The 18,318-nt window shown below is 54.9% G+C and carries 15 protein-coding genes; 9 read left to right on the top strand and 6 right to left on the bottom strand.

The window, feature by feature from the left end:
• Positions 1-165: 165 nt before the first annotated feature.
• Positions 166-609: an acetyltransferase gene (locus AB4K05_RS22460; RefSeq protein WP_368481922.1), complete on the bottom strand. Its 444-nt coding sequence runs from the start codon at positions 607-609 to the stop codon at positions 166-168.
• A 158-nt stretch (positions 610-767) separates the two neighbouring features.
• Between AB4K05_RS22460 and metA the strand changes: the two genes are divergently transcribed.
• The 4 genes from metA to aceK all read left to right on the top strand — a co-directional run bounded on the left by metA (position 768) and on the right by aceK (position 6,817).
• Complete coding sequence (gene metA, locus AB4K05_RS22465; RefSeq protein WP_368481923.1) at positions 768-1,697, top strand: homoserine O-succinyltransferase; 930 nt, start codon at positions 768-770, stop codon at positions 1,695-1,697.
• Positions 1,698-1,968: 271 nt separating this feature from the next.
• Positions 1,969-3,570 carry a malate synthase A gene (gene aceB / locus AB4K05_RS22470; protein WP_368481924.1) on the top strand — a complete coding sequence of 534 codons (1,602 nt, stop codon included), beginning with the start codon at positions 1,969-1,971 and terminating at the stop codon, positions 3,568-3,570.
• Positions 3,571-3,601: 31 nt separating this feature from the next.
• Entirely contained in the window at positions 3,602-4,906 is a 1,305-nt protein-coding gene (gene aceA, locus AB4K05_RS22475; RefSeq protein WP_368481925.1) for an isocitrate lyase, read from the top strand.
• A gap of 126 nt (positions 4,907-5,032) precedes the next feature.
• Positions 5,033-6,817 carry a bifunctional isocitrate dehydrogenase kinase/phosphatase gene (gene aceK / locus AB4K05_RS22480; RefSeq protein WP_368481926.1) on the top strand — a complete coding sequence of 595 codons (1,785 nt, stop codon included), beginning with the start codon at positions 5,033-5,035 and terminating at the stop codon, positions 6,815-6,817.
• Between the two features lie 57 nt (positions 6,818-6,874).
• Here the strand turns inward: aceK and iclR are convergent, their stop codons facing one another.
• A complete protein-coding gene (iclR, locus tag AB4K05_RS22485) occupies positions 6,875-7,699 on the bottom strand; it encodes a glyoxylate bypass operon transcriptional repressor IclR (RefSeq protein ID WP_368481927.1) in 825 nt (274 codons plus the stop codon).
• A gap of 197 nt (positions 7,700-7,896) precedes the next feature.
• On the opposite strand from iclR, the gene metH reads away from it, so the two are divergent.
• Both metH and AB4K05_RS22495 read left to right on the top strand, forming a co-directional pair.
• The gene (gene metH, locus AB4K05_RS22490) at positions 7,897-11,580 is read left to right on the top strand and encodes a methionine synthase (RefSeq protein WP_368481928.1); all 3,684 of its coding nucleotides are present in this window, start codon (positions 7,897-7,899) and stop codon (positions 11,578-11,580) included.
• 236 nt (positions 11,581-11,816) lie between these two features.
• On the top strand, positions 11,817-13,448 hold the full coding sequence (locus AB4K05_RS22495; protein ID WP_368481929.1) for a Na/Pi cotransporter family protein: 1,632 nt from the start codon (positions 11,817-11,819) through the stop codon (positions 13,446-13,448).
• A gap of 129 nt (positions 13,449-13,577) precedes the next feature.
• Here AB4K05_RS22495 and pepE read toward each other — a convergent pair whose 3' ends face one another.
• Complete coding sequence (gene pepE, locus AB4K05_RS22500) at positions 13,578-14,267, bottom strand: dipeptidase PepE (RefSeq protein ID WP_368482009.1); 690 nt, start codon at positions 14,265-14,267, stop codon at positions 13,578-13,580.
• 184 nt (positions 14,268-14,451) lie between these two features.
• On the opposite strand from pepE, the gene AB4K05_RS22505 reads away from it, so the two are divergent.
• Both AB4K05_RS22505 and AB4K05_RS22510 read left to right on the top strand, forming a co-directional pair.
• Positions 14,452-14,745 carry a type II toxin-antitoxin system CcdA family antitoxin gene (locus AB4K05_RS22505; RefSeq protein WP_368481930.1) on the top strand — a complete coding sequence of 98 codons (294 nt, stop codon included), beginning with the start codon at positions 14,452-14,454 and terminating at the stop codon, positions 14,743-14,745.
• A complete protein-coding gene (locus AB4K05_RS22510; RefSeq protein ID WP_368481931.1) occupies positions 14,745-15,062 on the top strand; it encodes a CcdB family protein in 318 nt (105 codons plus the stop codon). Before AB4K05_RS22505 ends, AB4K05_RS22510 begins: the two co-directional genes overlap by 1 nt.
• 11 nt (positions 15,063-15,073) lie before the next feature.
• On the opposite strand, the gene AB4K05_RS22515 is transcribed toward AB4K05_RS22510, so the two are convergent.
• Positions 15,074-15,886: a shikimate 5-dehydrogenase gene (locus AB4K05_RS22515; protein ID WP_368481932.1), complete on the bottom strand. Its 813-nt coding sequence runs from the start codon at positions 15,884-15,886 to the stop codon at positions 15,074-15,076.
• 20 nt (positions 15,887-15,906) lie between these two features.
• Positions 15,907-16,830, bottom strand: a complete 924-nt coding sequence (locus AB4K05_RS22520) for a sugar-binding transcriptional regulator (protein ID WP_368481933.1) — start codon at positions 16,828-16,830, stop codon at positions 15,907-15,909.
• A gap of 219 nt (positions 16,831-17,049) precedes the next feature.
• Between AB4K05_RS22520 and rluF the strand changes: the two genes are divergently transcribed.
• Positions 17,050-17,922 carry a 23S rRNA pseudouridine(2604) synthase RluF gene (gene rluF / locus AB4K05_RS22525; protein WP_368481934.1) on the top strand — a complete coding sequence of 291 codons (873 nt, stop codon included), beginning with the start codon at positions 17,050-17,052 and terminating at the stop codon, positions 17,920-17,922.
• Here rluF and AB4K05_RS22530 read toward each other — a convergent pair.
• Positions 17,919-18,191 (bottom strand): DUF3811 domain-containing protein, encoded by a 273-nt coding sequence (locus AB4K05_RS22530; RefSeq protein ID WP_052281808.1) that lies wholly within the window; start codon positions 18,189-18,191, stop codon positions 17,919-17,921. The genes rluF and AB4K05_RS22530 overlap by 4 nt on opposite strands.
• Positions 18,192-18,318: the final 127 nt, after the last annotated feature.

Below are 18,318 nucleotides of genomic sequence, written 5' to 3' on the forward strand. Positions count from 1 at the left end.
CAAATAGTGAAGAAGCCCATCCTAACGGATGGGCTTTTTTGCGTCTGTGGTCTGGGGAAATGGCATTAACGGCTCATGGTGTAGGCCTGATAAGCACAGCGCCATCAGGCACGCCTAGTGTAGATTGCCTGATGGCGGCTTCGCCTTATCCGGCCTACGAGATATTTATCGTTGCCCCTGGTCGTAGCGTAGATGTAGCAGCGGATAAGGCCGCCCATGATCGTCCGTTTCTGACCGTCCAGTCACGACAAATCCCATCTTCTGATAGAACCCTACCGCCTGCGTATTCTGCGCATTTACATCCGTGGTCAGATCAGGAATGCTTGCGAGTGCGTGCTCAACCAGCTGACGTCCCACACCACCGCCTCGGGCATCAGGATCGACAAACAACGCCTCTAAGTGATGTTCCGACAGCAGCATAAATGCAACGGGACTATCATCGTCATCGACGGTCACCCACAGGGGCGCATCGGGTAAAAATTCGCGCACCTGTACTTCAATTTCAGCCCTATCCTGTATGGAGAGAAAGTCATGCGTTGCATCAACCGCACGACACCATATAGAGATAAGCTTTTCACTTTCATGACGTTGAGAGCGTCTTATCATCATTGTTGAGCTTCCTTTAGAATCGATTCCGCATTGTAGCTTAAGGGTGGTTGAAACTTTCTCACCTTCCTCATGCAGGCTCGACATTTTGTTTAAATCTGGGTATCGTTAGCTGTCTGGAAGTCTAAACGTTTATACGTATGCTGTGAGGTAATAAGGTTATGCCGATTCGGGTGCAGGACGAGCTACCAGCCGTCGAGTTTTTGCGTGATGAAAACGTCTTTGTGATGACGGCATCGCGTGCAACAGGTCAGGAAATTCGTCCATTAAAGGTACTGATCCTTAATCTGATGCCAAAAAAGATTGAGACTGAAAACCAATTCTTGCGTCTGCTATCGAACTCTCCGCTGCAGTTGGACATCCAGCTACTGCGTATTGATGCACGAGAGTCGCGCAACACGCCGACAGAGCATCTTAATAACTTTTACTGTAATTTCGACGACATTCGCCACGAGAACTTCGATGGTCTGATCGTGACCGGCGCACCGCTGGGGCTGGTTGAGTTTAATGATGTCGCCTACTGGCCACAGATCCAGCAGGTGCTGGAATGGGCCAAAGATCACGTCACCTCCACGCTGTTTGTCTGTTGGGCAGTGCAGGCTGCACTCAATATTCTCTACGGTATTCCCAAGCAAACACGCAACGATAAACTCTCCGGCGTTTATGAACACCATATTCTTCATCCGCACGCCCTGTTAACGCGCGGCTTTGATGATGCATTTCTCGCTCCCCATTCACGCTATGCCGACTTCCCGGCGCAGCTAATTCGTGACTACACCGATCTTGAGATCCTCGCAGAAACTGCGGACGGCGATGCTTATCTGTTTGCCAGTAAAGACAAGCGCATTGCTTTTGTCACCGGCCATCCTGAATATGACGCTCACACTCTGGCGAGCGAGTTTTTCCGCGATGTAGATGCCGGCCTTAGCCCGGAAATACCGTACAACTATTTCCCGAAAGATGACCCCCAAAACAAACCGCACGCGACCTGGCGTAGCCATGGAAATCTGCTGTTTGCCAACTGGCTCAACTACTACGTCTATCAGATCACACCATACGATCTGCGGAATATGAATCCAACGCTGGATTGATCCACTGCCCCTCACGATCCTAAAGCGTTTCAGCATCCTCAATCAGGCACCTTCGGGTGCCTTTTTTGTTTCCGAAATAAACCCCAGTTAATAAATAATTTTTAATCTGTTATTAATCAATATTTTGCATTTATTTTTAATTAAAAATGGAAATCGTTTTTGATTTTTATTTTTTATTGATTAGGCTTAAAAACGTTGGGCGAAAAAACGACAACGATCGTTTGCCCATCCCGCGGGGAAACTATTCGGATCATTAACGAGGAGCTGCACCATGACACAACAGGCCACAACAACCGATGAACTGGCTTTTCTGAAGCCCTCAGGCGACCAGGAGCAGCAGGTTCTGACTGCGGAAGCGGTGGAGTTTTTGACTGAACTGGTGACCCTGTTTACGCCAAAACGCAACAAGCTGCTGGCCGCCCGCATCCAGCAGCAGCAGGATATCGACGATGGTAAGCTTCCTGACTTTATTTCGGAAACCGCTTCCATTCGTGATTCTCATTGGACCGTTCGCGGCATCCCAGCAGATTTACAGGATCGTCGTGTAGAAATTACCGGGCCCGTTGAGCGCAAAATGGTGATCAACGCAATGAATGCCAACGTAAAAGTCTTTATGGCCGACTTTGAAGACTCGCTGGCCCCCGATTGGAACAAAGTTGTTGAAGGGCAAATCAACCTGCGCGATGCCGTCAACGGCACCATCAGCTACACCAATGAAGCCGGGAAAATTTACCAGCTCAAACCGGACCCGGCCGTTCTCGTTTGCCGCGTACGCGGCCTGCATCTGCCTGAAAAACATGTCACTTGGCGCGGCGAAGCGATCCCTGGCAGCCTGTTTGATTTTGCGCTCTACTTTTTCCACAACCACAAAGCGCTGCTGGAAAAAGGCAGTGGCCCGTACTTTTACCTGCCGAAAACGCAGGCCTGGCAGGAAGCAGCTTGGTGGAACGACGTGTTCAGCTACGCGGAAAATCGCTTTAACCTGCCACGCGGCACCATTAAAGCGACGCTGCTGATTGAAACGCTGCCGGCCGTTTTCCAGATGGATGAAATCCTGCACGCCCTGCGTGACCATATTGTTGGTCTGAACTGCGGCCGCTGGGACTACATCTTCAGCTATATAAAAACATTGAAGAATCACCCGGATCGCGTCCTGCCTGACCGTCAGGTGGTGACGATGGATAAAGCCTTCCTTAGCGCCTATTCGCGTCTGCTGATCAAAACCTGCCACAAGCGCGGTGCGTTTGCGATGGGTGGCATGGCAGCGTTTATTCCTAGCAAAGATGCTGAGCGCAACGCGCAGGTGCTGAACAAAGTCAAAGCGGATAAATCGCTGGAGGCCAATAACGGTCACGACGGCACTTGGGTAGCCCATCCGGGACTGGCTGATACCGCAATGGCGGTATTTAACGAGGTGCTGGGTGAACGTCCAAACCAGCTGTCGGTATCGCGTGCTGACGATGCACCCATTACTGCGAAAGAGCTGCTGACCCCGTGTGATGGTGAACGCACCGAAGAGGGTATGCGCGCCAATATTCGCGTTGCCGTGCAGTACATCGAGGCTTGGATTTCCGGCAATGGCTGCGTACCGATTTATGGTCTGATGGAAGATGCAGCCACCGCTGAAATCTCCCGAACCTCTATCTGGCAATGGATCCATCATCAGAAAACGCTCAGCAACGGCAAGCCGGTCACCAAGCCGCTGTTCCGTCAAATGCTGACCGAAGAGCTGCTGGTTATCAAAGATGAGCTGGGCGATGCCCGCTTCAACGGCGGCCGTTTCGACGATGCCGCACGCCTGATGGAGCAAATTACCACCTCCGACGAACTGATCGACTTCCTGACCCTGCCGGGCTACCGCCTGCTGGCTTAATTCACCACATAACAATATGGAGCATCTGCACATGAAAACCCGTACTCAGCAAATCGAAGAATTACAAAAAGAGTGGACGCAGCCTCGTTGGGAAGGCATCAACCGCCCGTATAGCGCGGAAGAGGTGGTGAAATTACGTGGCTCGGTCAATCCGGAATACACCTTGGCACAGCTGGGCGCGGCCAAAATGTGGCGCTTGCTGCATGGTGAATCGAAAAAAGGCTACGTGAATAGTCTTGGCGCACTGACCGGCGGTCAGGCGCTGCAGCAGGCGAAAGCAGGCATCGAGGCAATTTATCTCTCCGGCTGGCAAGTGGCGGCAGACGCAAACTTGGCATCCAGCATGTATCCAGACCAGTCCCTGTACCCGGCAAACTCAGTACCGGCGGTCGTCGATCGGATCAACAACTCGTTTAGCCGTGCCGATCAGATCCAATGGGCGAATGGCATTGAACCGAACGATCCGCGCTATGTGGATTATTTCCTGCCGATTGTTGCCGACGCTGAAGCCGGTTTTGGTGGCGTACTGAATGCCTTTGAACTGATGAAGTCGATGATTGCAGCCGGTGCAGCGGCGGTACACTTCGAAGATCAGCTGGCGTCAGTGAAGAAGTGTGGTCACATGGGGGGTAAGGTGCTGGTACCAACCCAGGAAGCCATTCAGAAACTGGTTGCAGCGCGCCTGGCGGCTGACGTGATGGGCGTACCGACGCTGCTGATAGCACGCACCGATGCGGATGCGGCCGACTTAATCACCTCCGATTGCGATCCGTACGACAGCGGCTTTATCACCGGCGAACGCACCAGCGAAGGCTTCTACCGCACGCAGGCGGGCATTGAGCAAGCGATCAGCCGTGGCCTGGCCTATGCGCCGTATGCCGACCTGGTGTGGTGCGAAACCTCCACCCCGGATCTGGAACTGGCCAAACGCTTCGCGGACGCTATCCATGCGAAATATCCGGGCAAATTGCTGGCCTACAACTGTTCTCCGTCGTTCAACTGGCAGAAGAAGCTGGATGACAAAACCATCGCCAGCTTCCAGCAGCAGCTGTCTGACATGGGCTACAAATACCAGTTCATCACCCTGGCGGGCATCCACAGCATGTGGTTCAACATGTTCGATCTGGCACACGCCTATGCGCAGGGCGAGGGGATGAAGCACTACGTTGAGAAGGTTCAGCAGCCAGAGTTTGCGGCAGCGAAAGATGGCTACACCTTTGTCTCCCACCAGCAGGAAGTGGGGACCGGCTACTTCGATAAGGTCACCACCATTATCCAGGGCGGAGCCTCTTCGGTAACAGCGCTGACCGGTTCCACCGAAGAATCACAGTTCTGATGGCTGCCGGATGGCGCTTGCGCTTATCCGGTCAAGCGGGTTGATGCCCGGTGGCGCTGCGCTTACCGGGCCTACAATGTAGGCCGGATAAGGCGATAGCCGTCATCCGGCAAACGGGAGCGAAAAATGTCGCGTGGCCTGGAATTACTGATCGCTCAAACCATCTTGCAGGGCTTTGACGCCCAGTACGGCCGATTTCTGGAAGTGACTTCCGGCGCGCAGCAGCGTTTTGAACAGGCCGACTGGCATGCGGTGCAGCAGGCGATGAAAAGCCGTATCCATCTGTACGACCACCACGTGGGGTTGGTGGTTGAACAGCTGCGCTGCATTACCGATGGCAAAAGTACCGATGCTAATTTTCTGCTACAGGTGAAGGCGCAGTATACGCGCCTGTTGCCTGACTATCCTCGCTTCGAGATTGCGGAGAGCTTCTTTAACTCCGTCTATTGCCGGTTATTTGACCACCGCTCGCTTAGTCCTGAGCGGTTGTTTATTTTCAGTTCGCAGCCTGAGCGCCGCTTTCGCGCCATTCCCCGGCCGCTGGCAAAAGACTTCTTCCCGGAAAATGGCTGGGAAGCGGTTATCTTTAAGATGCTCAGCGATCTGCCGCTGCGTCTGCCATGGCAGAACAAATTTCGCGATGTCGGCTACATCATGGCGCATCTTAGTGAAACGCTGGATGTAGAGACTCTGCGCCACTCGCGCCTCCAGATTGCCAACGAATTATTTTACCGCAACAAGGCTGCTTGGCTGATTGGCAAGCTGATAACGCCTGACGGCACGCTGCCGTTTTTAGTGCCTATTCATCGCACTGATGAAGGGGAGCTGTTTGTCGACACCTGTTTAACCACCACGGAAGAGGCCAGCATCGTTTTCGGCTTCGCCCGTTCCTATTTTATGGTTTATGCGCCGCTGCCAGCTGCGCTGGTTGAATGGCTGCGAGAGATCCTGCCGGGCAAAACCACCGCCGAGCTGTATATGGCGATTGGCTGCCAAAAGCACGCTAAAACAGAAAGTTACCGTGAATATCTGAACTATATCGCCAGCGCTGACGAGCAATTCATTGAAGCGCCGGGCATTCGTGGCATGGTGATGCTGGTGTTTACGCTGCCGGGTTTCGACCGGGTATTCAAAATCATCAAAGATAAGTTTGCGCCGCAAAAAGAGATGTCTGCCGCCCACGTGCGCGCCTGCTACCAACTGGTCAAAGAACACGACAGGGTCGGGCGCATGGCCGACACGCAGGAGTTTGAGAATTTTGTGCTGGAAAAGCGGCAAATTGACCCGGCATTGATGGCGCTGTTATTGCAAGAAGCGTCGGGGAAAATCGTCGATATGGGCGATAAAATCGCGATTAGCCATCTCTACATTGAACGCCGGATGGTGCCATTGAATATTTGGCTAGAGCGAGTGGAAGGGCAGCAATTGCGCGATGCCATTGAAGAGTACGGCAACGCTATCCGCCAGCTTGCCGCTGCCAATATTTTCCCCGGCGACATGCTGTTTAAAAACTTTGGCGTTACCCGTCACGGTCGCGTGGTGTTCTACGATTACGATGAAATTTGCTACATGACGGAGGTGAACTTCCGCCATATCCCACCACCGCGCTATCCGGAGGATGAACTCTCCAGCGAGCCGTGGTACAGCGTGTCACCCGGTGATGTTTTCCCGGAAGAATTTCGCCACTGGCTGTGCGCCGACCCGCGTATTGGGCCGCTATTTGAAGAGATGCACGCTGACTTATTCTGCGCTGACTACTGGCGCGGCCTGCAAACGCGAATTAAAAACGGCCATGTGGAGGATGTTTACGCCTACCGCCGCCGCCAGCGATTCAGTATCCGTTATGATGCCGACCGTAGGCCGGATAAGGCGCCTGCGCCGCCATCCGGCAATGTGCGACGAACTGCCTGATGGCGCGTTGCTTATCTGGCCTACCGATTTTGCCCCATCAGCGATGGGGCATTTTTATTAGCGAATTCCACCGTAGGCTAAGGTGACCTCTTTCGCCGCCTTAATCACCATTGCGCCAAACTCGGTCACGCGGTCATCGGTAATACGGGAAATCGGGCCGGAAATTGAAATCGCCGCAAATGGCTCGCGATGCTCGTCATAAATACACGCCGCCACGCAGCGTAGCCCCAGCGCATGTTCTTCATCATCAAACGAATAGCCGCGTTTACGCGTTTGAGCGAGGTCGTCCTTCAAATGCAATGGCGACACCAGCGTTGCGTGGGTGTAGGCATGCAGCCCTTTGCGGTGCAGCAGCCCGGTCACTTGCTCTTCGCTTAGCTGCGACAAAAATGCCTTGCCCGCTCCGGAGGCATGCATGGGCAGCTTGCCGCCGATAGGCGCGGACATGCGCATTAGCTGCGTACACTGCACCTGGTCGATGATGATGGCCTGATGATCGCTCTTATCGAGCACCGCCAGATTCACCGTCTCACCGGAATCCTCCATCAGCGAGCGTAAAATGGGATGGACAATAGCCAGCAAATTGCGGCTTTGCAGGAAGCTGCTGCCGACGATAAAAGCATGTGCGCCCACCGCCCAGTGGCCCAAATCACCGACTTGGCGGACGAATCCCAACTGCTGCATGGTGGTCAGCAAACGGTGAGTGGTGGAGTTAGGTAGCCCGGCCTGCTGTGCCAGTTCGGTCAGTGCGACGCTATTGTGAGATTCGGCAATCCATTCCAGCAGTTTTAAGCCGCGAGTCAGTGATTGTACTTGGCCGGTCGCAGGGGCGGCAGCGGCAGCGGGCTTTCTACCGCGTTTGGCAGGAACGTTGGCAACCATCGCAACTCCTTTCTGTATCGTGGAAATTGTTTTCGTTTTTATTGATTATAATACAACCGTTCGACTTACTGCTCCGATGAGTCATGTTGAACTTGTCTCATGTAGACGGTTGTTTCCTTTTCCGCCACCCCGGTTTATGCCAGTATGCCTTATTGCTATTTTTCTCTGGGTTTCGTTGAGCGTTGTCGGGAGTGTCTGTGAGCAGCAAAGTGAATCAACTGCGTGAGCAGTTAAATGAACGTATTTTGGTTCTGGACGGGGGCATGGGCACCATGATCCAGGGCTATCGTCTGAGCGAACAGGACTTCCGTGGCGAACGCTTCGCCGATTGGCCCTGCGACCTGAAGGGCAACAACGACCTGCTGGTGCTCAGCAAGCCGGAGGTGATCGCTGCTATCCACCATGCTTATTTTGAAGCAGGCGCGGATATCATCGAGACCAACACCTTTAACTCGACGACCATCGCGATGGCGGATTACCAGATGGAATCCCTGTCGGCGGAGATTAACTTTGCGGCGGCCAAACTGGCGCGCGCCAGCGCAGACGAATGGACGGCACGCACGCCGAACAAACCGCGCTACGTCGCGGGCGTGCTTGGCCCCACTAACCGCACCGCCTCTATCTCCCCGGATGTTAACGATCCGGCGTATCGCAATGTGACCTTTGATCAACTGGTAGCGGCCTATCGTGAATCCACCAAAGCGTTGGTGGAGGGCGGCAGTGACCTGATCCTGATTGAAACCGTCTTCGACACCCTGAATGCCAAGGCCGCCATATTCGCGGTAAAAGAAGAATTTGAAGCGCTGGGCGTTGACCTGCCGATTATGATTTCCGGCACCATCACCGATGCTTCCGGGCGCACGCTCTCCGGCCAGACGACCGAGGCCTTCTACAACTCGCTGCGCCACGCGGACGCGCTGACCTTCGGCCTGAACTGCGCATTAGGGCCAGACGAGCTACGCCAGTACGTGCAGGAGCTGTCGCGCATTGCCGAATGCTACGTCACCGCGCACCCGAACGCCGGGCTACCGAACGCTTTCGGCGAATACGATCTCGATGCCGATACCATGGCGGCGCAAATCCGCGAATGGGCAGCGTCAGGCTTCCTGAACATCGTCGGCGGCTGCTGTGGCACCACGCCGGAGCATATCGCCGCCATGAGCCGGGCGGTTGAAGGCCTGCCACCGCGTAAGCTGCCGGATCTGCCGGTTGCCTGCCGTCTGTCTGGCCTGGAGCCGCTGAATATTGGCGACGACAGCCTGTTCGTCAACGTTGGCGAACGTACCAACGTTACCGGTTCGGCGAAGTTTAAGCGGTTGATCAAAGAAGAAAAATATAATGAAGCGCTGGACGTGGCCCGCCAGCAGGTGGAAAGCGGCGCGCAGATTATCGATATCAACATGGATGAGGGGATGCTCGATGCCGAAGCGGCGATGGTGCGCTTCCTCAACCTGATTGCCGGCGAGCCTGATATAGCCCGCGTGCCGATTATGATCGACTCCTCCAAATGGGAGGTTATCGAAAAAGGGCTGAAGTGTATTCAGGGCAAAGGCATTGTTAACTCCATCTCGATGAAAGAGGGCGTTGAGCCGTTTATCCATCATGCGAAAAAGGTGCGCCGCTACGGTGCGGCCGTGGTGGTGATGGCCTTTGATGAGCAAGGCCAGGCCGATACCCGCGCACGTAAAATCGAGATTTGCCGCCGGGCGTACAAAATTCTGACCGAAGAGGTGGGCTTCCCGCCGGAAGATATTATCTTCGATCCGAATATTTTCGCCGTGGCGACCGGCATTGAAGAGCACAACAACTATGCGCAGGACTTTATCGGCGCCTGTGAAGACATTAAACGCGAGTTGCCGCACGCGCTGATCTCCGGCGGTGTCTCCAACGTGTCGTTCTCGTTCCGTGGTAACGACCCGGTGCGCGAGGCCATCCACGCGGTGTTCCTCTACTACGCCATTCGCAACGGCATGGACATGGGCATTGTCAACGCCGGCCAACTGGCGATTTACGATGATCTACCGGCTGAACTGCGTGATGCTGTAGAAGATGTGGTGCTTAACCGTCGTGACGACGGCACCGAGCGTCTGCTGGACCTGGCGGAAAAATATCGCGGCAGTAAAACCGATGACACCGCGAACGCCCAGCAGGCGGAATGGCGCAGCTGGGACGTCAGAAAGCGCCTCGAATACTCGCTGGTGAAAGGCATCACCGAATTTATCGAACTGGATACTGAAGAAGCCCGCCAGCAGGCCACGCGCCCGATTGAGGTGATCGAAGGGCCGCTGATGGACGGGATGAACGTGGTCGGTGACCTGTTTGGCGAAGGCAAAATGTTCCTGCCGCAGGTGGTGAAATCCGCTCGCGTGATGAAACAAGCGGTGGCCTACCTTGAACCGTACATCGAAGCCAGCAAAGAAAAAGGCTCGAGCAACGGCAAGATGGTCATCGCCACCGTGAAGGGCGATGTACACGATATCGGCAAAAACATCGTCGGCGTGGTGCTGCAGTGTAATAACTACGAGATTATCGATCTCGGCGTGATGGTGCCTGCGGAGAAAATCCTCAGAACCGCCCGCGAAGTGAACGCCGATCTGATTGGCCTCTCGGGGCTTATCACCCCGTCGCTGGATGAAATGGTCAACGTGGCGAAGGAGATGGAGCGTCAGGGGTTCACCTTGCCGCTGCTGATTGGCGGCGCGACCACCTCAAAAGCGCACACGGCGGTGAAAATCGAGCAGAACTACAGCGGGCCGACGGTCTACGTGCAGAACGCCTCGCGCACCGTGGGCGTGGTAGCGGCGCTGCTGTCGGATACGCAGCGCGATGATTTTGTGGCCCGCACCCGCAAAGAGTACGAAACCGTGCGCATCCAGCACGCGCGTAAAAAGCCGCGCACCCCACCGGTTACGCTGGCGGCGGCCCGTGAAAACGATCTGGCGTTTGACTGGGAAAACTATACGCCGCCGGTGGCGCATCGCCTCGGCGTGCAGGAAGTGGAAGCCAGCATCGAAACGCTGCGTAACTACATCGACTGGACGCCGTTCTTTATGACCTGGTCGCTGGCCGGTAAATATCCGCGCATTCTTGAAGATGAAGTGGTGGGAGAAGAGGCTAAGCGTCTGTTTAAAGATGCCAACGACATGCTGGACATGTTAAGCGCCGAGAAGTCGCTGAATCCACGCGGCGTCGTGGGACTATTCCCAGCTAACCGTGTCGGCGATGATGTCGAAATCTACCGCGATGAGACGCGCACCCACGTGCTGACCGTGAGCCGCCATCTGCGCCAGCAAACGGAAAAAGTGGGCTTTGCCAACTACTGCCTGTCTGACTTTGTCGCACCAAAACACTCTGGCAAAGCGGACTATATTGGCGCCTTCGCGGTGACCGGCGGTCTGGAAGAAGATGCACTGGCTGATGCCTATGAAGCCCAGCACGATGATTACAACAAGATCATGGTGAAGGCGCTTTCCGACCGTCTGGCGGAGGCATTTGCCGAATATCTTCACGAGCGCGTGCGTAAGGTTTACTGGGGCTATGCGCCAAATGAAAATTTGAGCAACGAAGAACTTATCCGCGAGAACTACCAGGGCATTCGCCCGGCGCCAGGCTATCCTGCCTGCCCGGAACACACCGAAAAAGGTACCATCTGGGAACTGTTAGATGTGGAAACCCACACCGGAATGAAGCTGACCGAATCCTTCGCTATGTGGCCTGGAGCCTCGGTTTCCGGCTGGTACTTCAGCCATCCGGACAGTAAGTACTACGCGGTGGCGCAGATCCAGCGCGACCAGGTGGAAGACTACGCGCAGCGTAAGGGGATGAGCGTGGCGGAAGTCGAGCGCTGGCTGGCGCCAAACCTTGGCTACGACGCTGACTGATTCACATAATCGTCATCTTTCCTTACAACTAACAGGGCGCTCAATGAGCGCCCTGTCTCTTTATTGGGCGTAAACCCTTATACTGAAAGGAGGCTCTGTGAGCGGTTTGCCGGATGGCGGCGTGAACGCCTAATCCGGGCTACGGATTTTGTAGGCCTGATAAGCGCAGCGCCATCAGGCATGATGCCAACACCACGAGCCTCTGGAACCTATAACAATAAGGAGAAACTGATTCCGTGTTAACTCTGCTACATCTGCTTTCTGCCGTCGCCTTGCTGGTGTGGGGCACTCATATTGTCCGTACCGGCGTGATGCGCGTCTTTGGTGCGCGCTTGCGCACCGTGCTTAGCCGCAGCGTGGAGAAAAAGCCGCTGGCCTTCTGTGCGGGCATCGGCGTTACCGCGCTGGTGCAAAGCAGCAACGCCACCACCATGCTGGTGACCTCATTTGTCGCTCAGGACTTGGTCGCCCTGACGCCTGCGCTGGTGATTGTGCTCGGCGCCGACGTGGGCACCGCGCTGATGGCGCGTATCCTGACTTTCGACCTCTCTTGGTTATCGCCGCTGCTGATTTTTATAGGCGTGACCTTCTTCCTCGGCCGCAAGCAAACTCGGGAAGGGCAACTGGGGCGCGTGGGGATTGGTCTTGGCCTGATCCTGCTGGCGCTGGAGCTTATTGTGCAGGCGGTCACGCCCATCACGCAGGCCAACGGCGTGCAGGTTATCTTTGCCTCGCTGACCGGCGATATTCTGCTGGATGCGTTGATTGGCGCCGTGTTTGCGATAATCAGCTACTCAAGCCTAGCGGCGGTGTTGTTAACCGCCACGCTGACTACCGCAGGTGTCATCTCCTTCCCGGTCGCGTTGTGTCTGGTGATTGGTGCCAACCTTGGCTCCGGCCTGCTGGCGATGATTAACAACAGCGCCGCCAACGCCGCTGCGCGCCGCGTGGCGCTCGGTAGCCTGCTGTTTAAGCTGGTGGGCAGCCTGCTGATATTGCCGTTCGTTCATGTGCTGGCCACCACGCTGCAAAAACTGCCGCTGCCGGAATCCGAGTTGGTTATCTACTTCCATGTTTTCTACAACCTTTTCCGCTGCGTGGCGATGGTGCCGTTTGCGGAGCCGATGGCGCGTCTGTGTAAACGTCTTATTCGTGATGAACCCGAGCTTGATGGCAACTTGAAGCCAAAACATCTCGATCCGACAGCGCTGGATACTCCAACGCTGGCGCTGGCCAACGCTGCCCGTGAAACGCTGCGTATTGGCGATGCGACGGAACAGATGATGGAAGGGTTGAAGAAGGTGATGAACGGTGAGCCGCGCGAAGAGAAAAACCTGCGCAAGCAGGCGGACGATATCAACGTGCTGTATACCGCCATCAAACTCTATCTGGCGCGGATGCCAAAAGATGAACTGGCAGAAGAGGAGTCTCGCCGCTGGGCCGAGATTATCGACATGTCGCTCAACCTCGAACAGGCGTCGGACATTCTTGAACGTATGGGTAGTGAGATTGCTGACAAATCATTGGCTGCGCGCCGGGCTTTTTCGGTGGAGGGGCTAAAAGAACTGGATGGGTTGCATGAGCTGCTGCTTGGTAATCTGCAACTGGCGATGTCGGTTTTCTTCTCTGGTGACGTCACTAGCGCGCGTAGGTTACGCCGCAGCAAGCATCGCTTCCGCATTATGAATCGTCGCTATGCGCATGCGCACGTTGACCGTCTGCATCAGCAAAACGTGCAGAGCATTGAAACCAGTACTCTGCACTTGGCGCTGCTGGGCGATATGCTACGTCTGAACTCGCTATTCTGCTCGGTAGCCTACAGTGTGCTCGAGCAGCCTGACGAAGACGACGATCGCGACGATTACTAACGTTATCAATGCCGGATGGCGGCGTAAACGCCTTATCCGGCCTACAGATCGTGCTCATTGTAGGCCGGATAAGCGCAGCGCCATCCGGCAACACGTTTACACCAACTCCGGGGCGGCCCCAAGCCTCATTTAAAACCGATGCCCCGCCTCCAGCGCTACCGCTTCTTCTCCCGCTCTAAACACGTAAGTGGTGTTCGGCCCGCCGAGGGTCGCGTGTCCCTGCGCCACTTGGATCCAGTTGCCCTCAGGCAGCCCAATCACCGTGAGCTCTGGCGCCACAACCAGTAGCTCGCGAATACGCTGTTCGCGCGTTTCGCCTTTATGGCCTTCCGGTAGGGCATTGGTGAAGTGCGGGTTAATCTGCAATGGGAACAGGCCCAGCGCGTCAAAGCCCTGCGGATCGACAATCGGCATATCGTTGGTGGTACGGATGGTTGGGCAAGCCAGGTTTGAGCCAGCGCTCCAGCCGATGTACAGCGCGCCGCGTTTTACCACGTCGACGATAGGTGCCAGCAGGCCGCGCACACGGCTTTCTTTCAGCAACTGGAAGGTGTTACCGCCACCGACGATAACCAGTTCGGCGTTTTCAATGGCGGAGATAGGATCGGCAACGCTATGGATGCCGGTTACCGTGACGCCCAGCGGTGCAAAAACCGCGGCGGTTTTCGCCGTGTACTCATCCCAAGTCTGGGTGACACCGGCAAACGGAATAAACACCGCCGAGCGGCGACCGTTCAGCTGGCCTGCGATAAGCGGCATGGCGTGTTCCATCCAGGCTTTGCCCGGCAGCGTTGAGTTGCTTAGCAGTAGCAGTTCCATCATTTCTCCCATTAATCACAAAAATTATCAGTCAGGGCAGGATGTTATCACTCAACACCAAGCGGCTCACTGACGAGCTTCACGATGTTGCGGAATGCTGCTCGCAAGAATGAGCAATAGGGCATGACAATGCAGGCTCTGACGCTTAGTTTCCCATTCACTGTCACAGAGTAAGGAATAGGAAATGCTTGCTTATTACGCTAATCTTAGACAAACCATGCGCACTACAATGGGGGTTATCATGCGCACTGTGTCTAGTGCTAAAAAGTCGGTTAATGTCTCTCTGGCACCGGAAATTCTGGAAGAAGCACGTAAACAGAAACTCAATTTGTCGGCGGTACTAACCGAGGCATTACTGGGAAAGTTTCGTGAAAACCAACGCGAAGTATGGCTGCGGGAAAATGAAGAAGCGATCGAATCCGTTAACCAATGGGTTGATGAAAATGGCTCTTTCAGCGACTTCCAAAGGCCATTTTGATGGAACAGTATTGCGCGTACGAAAATCGAGGGAATGGGAAAAAGATATATCCTTATCTCATCAACCTCCAGCACCCTGTAGCGAATGTTTTAAAACATGTGCTGGTGGCTCCGGCTATTACCCTTAAGCAGCTTCCAGGCGGCATTCCGCCGGCTAAGGTCTGTCCGGTGGTGAAGATTGCCGGGCAGGCCTGTGTTGTGATGACGCATATGATGGCGGGAATACCCGCTAATGAGCTGGGCGAGCGGGTTGCCGACCTACAGGCCGACAAAGCCGACCTGCGTGATGCGGTGGAATTTATTCTCAATGGTTACTAGCTAGCAGCGTATTACCCTGCTCGGGCAAACGCCGCCGCCTCGGCAATGAGCGCCTCATCCGGCCGCACGCCGGTGTACATCACAAACTGTTCCACCGCCTGCAGCGCAATCACTTCTGCACCACTAATGGTCTTTTTCCCCAGGCGCTGCGCAAGCTGAATGACCGGCGTGTCCGGCGGCAGCGCCACCACGTCGAACACCACGCTAGCGCGTGTCACCATCGCTTCGCTGTAAGCCAACGCTCCGCTTTCCTGGCCTCCGGCCATGCCGACGGGTGTCACGTTGACCAGAATATCGATGTCGTCCGCTTCTGGCTGTGGCTGCCAGCGGAAACCATACTGGCTTGCCAGCGCGCGGCCGTTTGCTTCATTACGCGCGGCAATAATCACATCGTGAAAACCGGCATCGCGGAACGCAGCAATAACGGCTTTTCCCATGCCGCCGCTACCGCGAATCATCACGCGAGCAGATTTCTCCAACTGATGGCTGGCAATTAGGCTTTGTACCGCAATGTAATCGGTGTTGAACCCGGTTAATTTGCCGTCATCGTTGACGATAGTGTTCACGGAATCGATAGCGTTGGCAGACGGATCGATAGCATCAAGAAATGCCATACAGCTTTCTTTAAACGGCATCGAGACCGCGCAGCCACGAATGCCAAGCGCGCGAACGCCTTTTACCGCCGCCTCAATATCCTGAGTGGTAAACGCTTTATAGATAAAATTCAGCCCTAACTTTTCATACAGATAGTTATGAAAACGGGTACCGAAGTTGCCGGGGCGTCCGGCAAGCGACATGCACAGCTGGGTATCGCGGTTGATCATGGTCATGCCCTCGTAATGTGTTATTGCACTAAAAATTCGGCGGTAGCCCGGTCGGTCACCAAGCCGTTGATGTATTTGCCGCGCAGTGCGCCGAGCAGGGCCGCGTATTTGTCTTCGCCGTAGGCGATGCCAATGGTGTAACGGGCCTGGCGTAGAGTTGCCAGCTCAATCGATAGGGTCTTTTCCTGCATGGCTGTGTGAACGGGTAACCCTGCACTATCGAAGAAGCGTGAGCAGATATCGCCGGCCACCCTGCGGGCAATCAGTTCGTCGCTTTGCTCATTGCCATAGAAAGCCTGCCAGTTTGCGGCGTGGCGAATGGCCGGAGAGCCAATGCCTACGAGCGCCATGTCCAGCCGTTGCCAATATCCTGCGATGTTTTTGAAGTGTTGCGATTGCATAATGCCGTTGCGAAGAACGGTGTTATCTAAAAGCGCAGGAAAATCAGCAAGATGAGAATCTGCCCTTAATCGGCTGGCAGCGCTGTAGGTGAGAGTGTTGACGTGAAAGCGGCTTGGCAATTTGCCCGCAGGTCCACCCACCACCGGCACGCACACGAGCTGGTGGGGCTGGCTGGACTGCGACAGTTGCTCAACCAGCGCGCTGACGCCGCGTCCCCAGCCAAACCCTATCACCATGCCGGGCGATAACAACCTTTCCACGAGCTGGGCGCCATACAGCCCGACGTCGCTCTCCTGCGGCGCCACGACGGCTTCTTTCAGGTTAAATTTCAACTTGAGCTGCTGTTCGAGCCATAGGCTGTCGTTGTAGTCATAGTTGATAGCAATGCTCACGATGCCCAACGCGCGCCCACGTTTTAACAGGCGGCTGATGGTGGTGCGATAGATGCCCAAAGTCTGCGCTATCTGCGCCTGTGTCATATCCTGCTCGTAATAAAGCTGGGCTATTTTTACGATCAGGCGGATATCGTCACTGTTTTCCATCGTGGCGTTGGACTCCTGCACATATGTGCAAAACATAAAAAGAGATTCTCGATCTGGTATATCGCCATCCTATAGCGAGTTCAAGCCTCTTTTGCAGAGAGAGGAAGCAGGCAACCTTGCACGTTTGTGCAAGAATGGGGGGATATTGGCAATGATTTAAAGCGGACCCTTTTTCCACAGCATCAAGGTGAGGTATATTTCGCTTTTACAGGAGAATTTATGCTGCCCGACTCATCAACCCGATTAAATAAATACATCAGCGAAAGCGGAATTTGCTCGCGCCGCGAGGCCGATCGCTATATCGAACAAGGCAATGTGTTCCTTAACGGCAAGCGCGCCACGATTGGCGATCAGGTGAAGCCAGGCGACGTTGTGAAGGTTAACGGTCAGTTGATTGAGCCGCGGGAAGCGGACGATTTAGTGCTGATTGCGCTAAACAAACCTGTCGGCATTGTCAGCACCACCGAAGATGGCGAGCGCGACAACATCGTTGATTTCGTTAACCACAGCAAACGCATCTTCCCGATTGGGCGTCTGGACAAAGACTCGCAGGGGCTGATATTCCTGACCAACCACGGCGATCTGGTGAACAAAATCCTGCGCGCTGGCAACGATCATGAAAAAGAGTATCTGGTGACGGTTGATAAACCGGTAACCGATGACTTTATTCGCGGAATGAGCGCCGGCGTGCCCATTTTGGGGACGGTAACCAAGAAGTGCAAGGTGAAGAAAGAGGCGCCGTTTGTCTTCCGTATCACCCTTGTGCAAGGCCTGAACCGTCAGATTCGCCGCATGTGTGAACACTTCGGTTTTGAGGTCACAAAGCTTGAACGTACGCGCATCATGAATGTCAGCTTGAGCGGCATCCCGCTGGGCGAATGGCGTGATCTGACCGATGACGAACTTATCGATCTGTTTAAATTGATTGAGGGTTCATCGTCGGAAGCCAAACCAAAGACGAAGGCCAAGCCGAAAACTGCGGGCATTAAACGGCCGGTGGTGAAGATGGAAAAAACCAGCGAAAAACCAGCGCGCCCGGCGTCAAACGGTAAACGTTTTGTATCACCGGGGCGTAAAAAGAAAGGGCGTTAACGTCTGCCGCGCGTCGGCGTATTCGCTGACCACGAAAATGAGCTTTCGGTATCGGGTTTATAGGCCTGCTTTTTCTTCAACTGGCGGGCCTTTTTCGCTTCTGCCTCGCGTTCTACCATCAGTTTATCGATGTACTCCTTTTTCACGCTGTTGGTTTCTGCGTTGGTCAGCAGGCGGCCATGCGCAATGCGCGCGCGGTCGAGCAGCGTTTTCAGCTCGCGCTGTTCGCGCTCGGTCATCTCTTTTTGCGTAATACGGGGGAGTGCCATAGGGGTGCCCTCAATCGGATGGTTCACCCAGTGTACGGCAAAGGGAAGAGGCTGTGTAGGCCGGATAAGGCTTTTGCGGCGCCATCCGGCAACGTGCGCGGGCCTGCCAGATGGCGCTGCGCTTATC

The organism is Kluyvera sp. STS39-E (assembly GCF_040932435.1).
Classification (GTDB): domain Bacteria; phylum Pseudomonadota; class Gammaproteobacteria; order Enterobacterales; family Enterobacteriaceae; genus Kluyvera.

What these genes read in the sequence shown, in the direction of transcription:
- aceB (WP_368481924.1), top strand. Translation starts at nt 1,969, where the DNA reads ATGACACAACAGGCCACAACAACCGATGAACTGGCTTTTCTGAAGCCC.
- aceK (WP_368481926.1), top strand. Translation starts at nt 5,033, where the DNA reads ATGTCGCGTGGCCTGGAATTACTGATCGCTCAAACCATCTTGCAGGGC.
- pepE (WP_368482009.1), bottom strand. Translation starts at nt 14,267, where the DNA reads ATGGAACTGCTACTGCTAAGCAACTCAACGCTGCCGGGCAAAGCCTGG.
- AB4K05_RS22530 (WP_052281808.1), bottom strand. Translation starts at nt 18,191, where the DNA reads ATGGCACTCCCCCGTATTACGCAAAAAGAGATGACCGAGCGCGAACAG.
- metA (WP_368481923.1), top strand. Translation starts at nt 768, where the DNA reads ATGCCGATTCGGGTGCAGGACGAGCTACCAGCCGTCGAGTTTTTGCGT.
- AB4K05_RS22510 (WP_368481931.1), top strand. Translation starts at nt 14,745, where the DNA reads ATGGAACAGTATTGCGCGTACGAAAATCGAGGGAATGGGAAAAAGATA.
- AB4K05_RS22520 (WP_368481933.1), bottom strand. Translation starts at nt 16,830, where the DNA reads ATGGAAAACAGTGACGATATCCGCCTGATCGTAAAAATAGCCCAGCTT.
- iclR (WP_368481927.1), bottom strand. Translation starts at nt 7,699, where the DNA reads ATGGTTGCCAACGTTCCTGCCAAACGCGGTAGAAAGCCCGCTGCCGCT.
- rluF (WP_368481934.1), top strand. Translation starts at nt 17,050, where the DNA reads ATGCTGCCCGACTCATCAACCCGATTAAATAAATACATCAGCGAAAGC.
- aceA (WP_368481925.1), top strand. Translation starts at nt 3,602, where the DNA reads ATGAAAACCCGTACTCAGCAAATCGAAGAATTACAAAAAGAGTGGACG.
- AB4K05_RS22460 (WP_368481922.1), bottom strand. Translation starts at nt 609, where the DNA reads ATGATGATAAGACGCTCTCAACGTCATGAAAGTGAAAAGCTTATCTCT.
- AB4K05_RS22505 (WP_368481930.1), top strand. Translation starts at nt 14,452, where the DNA reads ATGCTTGCTTATTACGCTAATCTTAGACAAACCATGCGCACTACAATG.
- AB4K05_RS22515 (WP_368481932.1), bottom strand. Translation starts at nt 15,886, where the DNA reads ATGATCAACCGCGATACCCAGCTGTGCATGTCGCTTGCCGGACGCCCC.